Raw genomic sequence first — 3,359 nt, forward strand, 5'->3', positions numbered from 1 at the left:
CAAGCAAATGACCGGAAACCAAACCACCCACACAAACCGCGAAATAGCCACCTACAAACATCGGATTGTTCTTGCCAATGCTAGCGAAGCAAATTACTTTTGAAAGCGCGATATTAGTTGGTGGGGCATGACGCGATGAAAAATGTACTTGTGATTGGTGCTGGACTTTCAGGAGTAACAGTTGCACGGCAGCTAGCGCATCGTGGCTGTCGCGTAACGGTTATTGATCAAAAAAACCATGTTGGCGGGCATTGCTTTGATTACGAAGATAGCACAGGGATAAGAGTTCATAAATTTGGACCACATATTTTTCATACTTCCAATAAAAGAGTGACAGACTGGTTGAGTCGCTTCACTGAGTGGGTCGATTACGAACACCGTGTTGTAGCAGAACTTAAAAGTGGTGAATTCGTTCCTTTTCCACCTAACCTGAATACCATGAAATTTATTCACTCAGACGACATTATTAATACATTTTATCGCCCCTATTCAGAGAAAATGTGGGGCGTGACATTAGAAGAAATTAACCCTAATATTTTTCACCGTGTGCCGATGAGACAGGATTTTGAAGACCGATATTTTCCTAAGTCAAGCTTTCAAAAGTTTCCCAAGTATGGATATACTAACCTAGTATCGGAAATTTTAAGCCATAAATTGATAACAGTTAAATTAGGAACTCCGTTCTCTAAGGAAATGATGTTTAACTATGATTTTACCTTCAACTCCATGTCTATCGATGAGTTTTTTGATTATAAATATGGCATGCTTCCCTATCGATCTATTAGATTTCATCACAAGGTTTATCAAGTTGAAAAATTAACGATATTTCCAGTCGTTAACTATACCAACAATTCATCTTTTACTCGACGCACAGAATGGAAAAATTTTCCTGGCCATGGTTTCAATGGCGACTTGACATTAGTCACTGAGGAAGAGCCGTGTGATTTTAGGGATAACGATTTTCAACGCTATTATCCAATATCTGACCCAAAAGGAGAAAATCGCATATTATACAACAGATATAAGTCGGAAATTCCTAGTAACATGGTTTTTATTGGCCGTTGCGGAATGTATGTCTACATAAACATGGATCAGGCCATTTCTTCTGCGTTGTCAATATCTCAGAAGGTTCTCTTGGAGTGGGGTGCAGTATGAAATTTGTTATTTGTTGTCCAGATGACTATACCGGTGGTCCCTTTGCACTTCTACAACTTAATAGTGCCATTAATAGTTTGGGGTATAAAAGTCAAATTCTTTTTTACGATGTGGCTAAAGAAATGAGGTTAATAGAAGACTACATGACAGTTAGTTACAAAAGAAGACCAAATATTTCTATTGCAGATTTAAAGTATGATGTTTGTAGTGTCGTGCATAAGGATGACGTGATAATATTTCCTGAAAGAGAAATAAGTCTACTTGTTAAATTTAGTAAAAATGGCTTTTCAAATTGCGTTCTCTGGTGGCTGAGTTGGGACAATGCTCCCCTTTCTCAGTTAAATAGATTTGAGGAATTGTCTGCTTTGCATCATTCTATAAGCATTTTTCAGTCGCACTATGCGCAACGTGAAGCTGCAAGCCTTAATATTGATGGTCCAATTGTTTCAGATTATACTCTTTACGATACTAGAATGTCCGAGGAGAGGCATGTTAAGAAATATGACATATGTTTTTTGCCGAGAAAAGCTATAGGGACTGAAAAAATTATTGCTGATCTTCAATCGTCGTTTTCTGTTTTTTCAATAGAAAATATGTCACATACTGAAGTCCAGCGGGCACTGCAAGCGTCGAAATACTTCATTGATTTTGGCCATCATCCTGGAAAGGATCGGATTCCGAGAGAGGCCGCACTATTTGACTGTATTCCAATTGTTAGAAAGGCGGGAGCTGCTAAACATATGGAAGACGTTTACTTGCCGAATTTTCTTAAACTTGACCATTCAGTTTTGTCTGGGCAAGGATTTTTAACTTCGTATATTCATAATTTAAATAAAAATTATGAATCTATATTATACTCGCTTAAGCCGTATCAGAGGAGGATAAGATCAGAGTTTGATTTGTTTCATTTACAGGTTTCAGACTTCTGTAATTTGTTTTTCGGTCAACCGGAGGTGCAGTGATACTTAATAAATGCCAACCTGTTTCCTTATGAGGGTGCCGTGAAAAGTCTTGCGCAAATCAGTTTGGCGGTGGGAGCACTTGTGTTGCTCTACCTGACCTATACGGGCTGGCCCGAAATCCGTCATTTCTTGCGTGTGGGCGATCCGCAGCAGATCACGGCCGAAGTGCGGCTGACCAACCGTTGCGCCATCCCTGAGGAAAGTTTCGTGGTGCGTCATATAAAAACCAATCGCACTGCTGCATTTTCCAATGGCGTTGCTCGTATTGCAGTGTTGGAAGGTGACTATGTTGAACTGCAACTAAGTGCTCGTTACAGGGAAGTTCAGTTCAACGGCTTACGACAGCGTGCGTCAAAGAGCATGACGTTGACCGCCGATTGCGGCAAGGGCGAGCGTATGCAGGGCACAGTGGACAGCATGCGCGACAAGTTTGGCGATTAAGAGATGCGTGCGCAGAGCCAAGTTCACAGCACACTGCCTGCGTCTTCAGCATGACTGTGTCAAACCATATTGCTGCTGTCGTCACCGTTGCGGTGGGTGCTTACTTGACGCATGTGTGGTGGGCAGACATTGGCAAATCTCTGTGCCTGCTTGTGCCGTCAGCACTGTTTGACACAGTTTGCGTGTGGAATTTGCCCTAATGATGTGTGCATCTTGTGCACATTTCAAAGATTTGTGCGCAAATGGTGCTGTCAATATTTCGCCGCAGTCAACCAATTGATTTTGCGCATACATTCGTCGCCACCACCTTGTGCACGCACTGCTGTCAAAAAAATAACACGCACAGCGCTGTGTTGCTGTTCTCCGCACCTCAGCATGCGAGGCTGTGTTGTCTGACGGCTATGTGCGCACTACACTGTGTCGTTGACACCGCTGCACAGCATGCGTTGAGCATGCAAGTGCTGCAAGGAACAGTCTCTGCCTCAGCGTGTGATCAACATCACAGAACAACTCGCAGCCAACACAGTCTTTGTGTTCATGCGCAGTGGTTATTTCGCAGCACGTGGCTTTCTGCCTGCTGCAAGGTATGCTTTGAGTTGATTGTGGGTAAAGCCGTGCAGTTTGCACAGTCTGCGTACTTCTTTGAGTGCTTCTGCCTTTTCAGCCTTAGCAACCTGCTTGATTTCTTCTTCAAGCGCTGCCTGTTGCTGCATCAGTTCTTCAAGTCTGCTCATATTTCACTCCTTATTTTGGGCTATTTCGCGGTTTGTGTGGGTGGTTTGGTTTCCGGTCATTTGCTTG

4 protein-coding genes are annotated in these 3,359 nt (G+C 42.7%); 3 read left to right on the forward strand and 1 reads right to left on the reverse strand.

What is annotated here, in order from left to right; translation table 11 throughout:
• Positions 1-135: 135 nt before the first annotated feature.
• The 3 genes from ACFTOW_RS13710 to ACFTOW_RS13720 are packed head-to-tail and all read left to right on the forward strand — an operon-like array spanning position 136 to position 2,558.
• Positions 136-1,155, forward strand: a complete 1,020-nt coding sequence (locus tag ACFTOW_RS13710; protein ID WP_379916647.1) for an FAD-dependent oxidoreductase — start codon at positions 136-138, stop codon at positions 1,153-1,155.
• Positions 1,152-2,117: a hypothetical protein gene (locus ACFTOW_RS13715; RefSeq protein ID WP_379916649.1), complete on the forward strand. Its 966-nt coding sequence runs from the start codon at positions 1,152-1,154 to the stop codon at positions 2,115-2,117. The genes ACFTOW_RS13710 and ACFTOW_RS13715 overlap by 4 nt, the downstream gene beginning before the upstream one ends.
• A 39-nt stretch (positions 2,118-2,156) precedes the next feature.
• On the forward strand, positions 2,157-2,558 hold the full coding sequence (locus ACFTOW_RS13720; RefSeq protein WP_379916651.1) for a hypothetical protein: 402 nt from the start codon (positions 2,157-2,159) through the stop codon (positions 2,556-2,558).
• Positions 2,559-3,106: 548 nt separating this feature from the next.
• Here ACFTOW_RS13720 and ACFTOW_RS13725 read toward each other — a convergent pair.
• Positions 3,107-3,292: a hypothetical protein gene (locus ACFTOW_RS13725; RefSeq protein WP_379916653.1), complete on the reverse strand. Its 186-nt coding sequence runs from the start codon at positions 3,290-3,292 to the stop codon at positions 3,107-3,109.
• Positions 3,293-3,359: the final 67 nt, after the last annotated feature.

The organism is Lacimonas salitolerans, assembly GCF_042677865.1.
Classification (GTDB): domain Bacteria; phylum Pseudomonadota; class Alphaproteobacteria; order Rhodobacterales; family Rhodobacteraceae; genus Lutimaribacter; species Lutimaribacter salitolerans.

Coding starts and splice junctions, on each gene's coding strand:
- ACFTOW_RS13710 (WP_379916647.1), top strand. CDS start 136: ATGAAAAATGTACTTGTGATTGGTGCTGGACTTTCAGGAGTAACAGTT.
- ACFTOW_RS13715 (WP_379916649.1), top strand. CDS start 1,152: ATGAAATTTGTTATTTGTTGTCCAGATGACTATACCGGTGGTCCCTTT.
- ACFTOW_RS13725 (WP_379916653.1), bottom strand. CDS start 3,292: ATGAGCAGACTTGAAGAACTGATGCAGCAACAGGCAGCGCTTGAAGAA.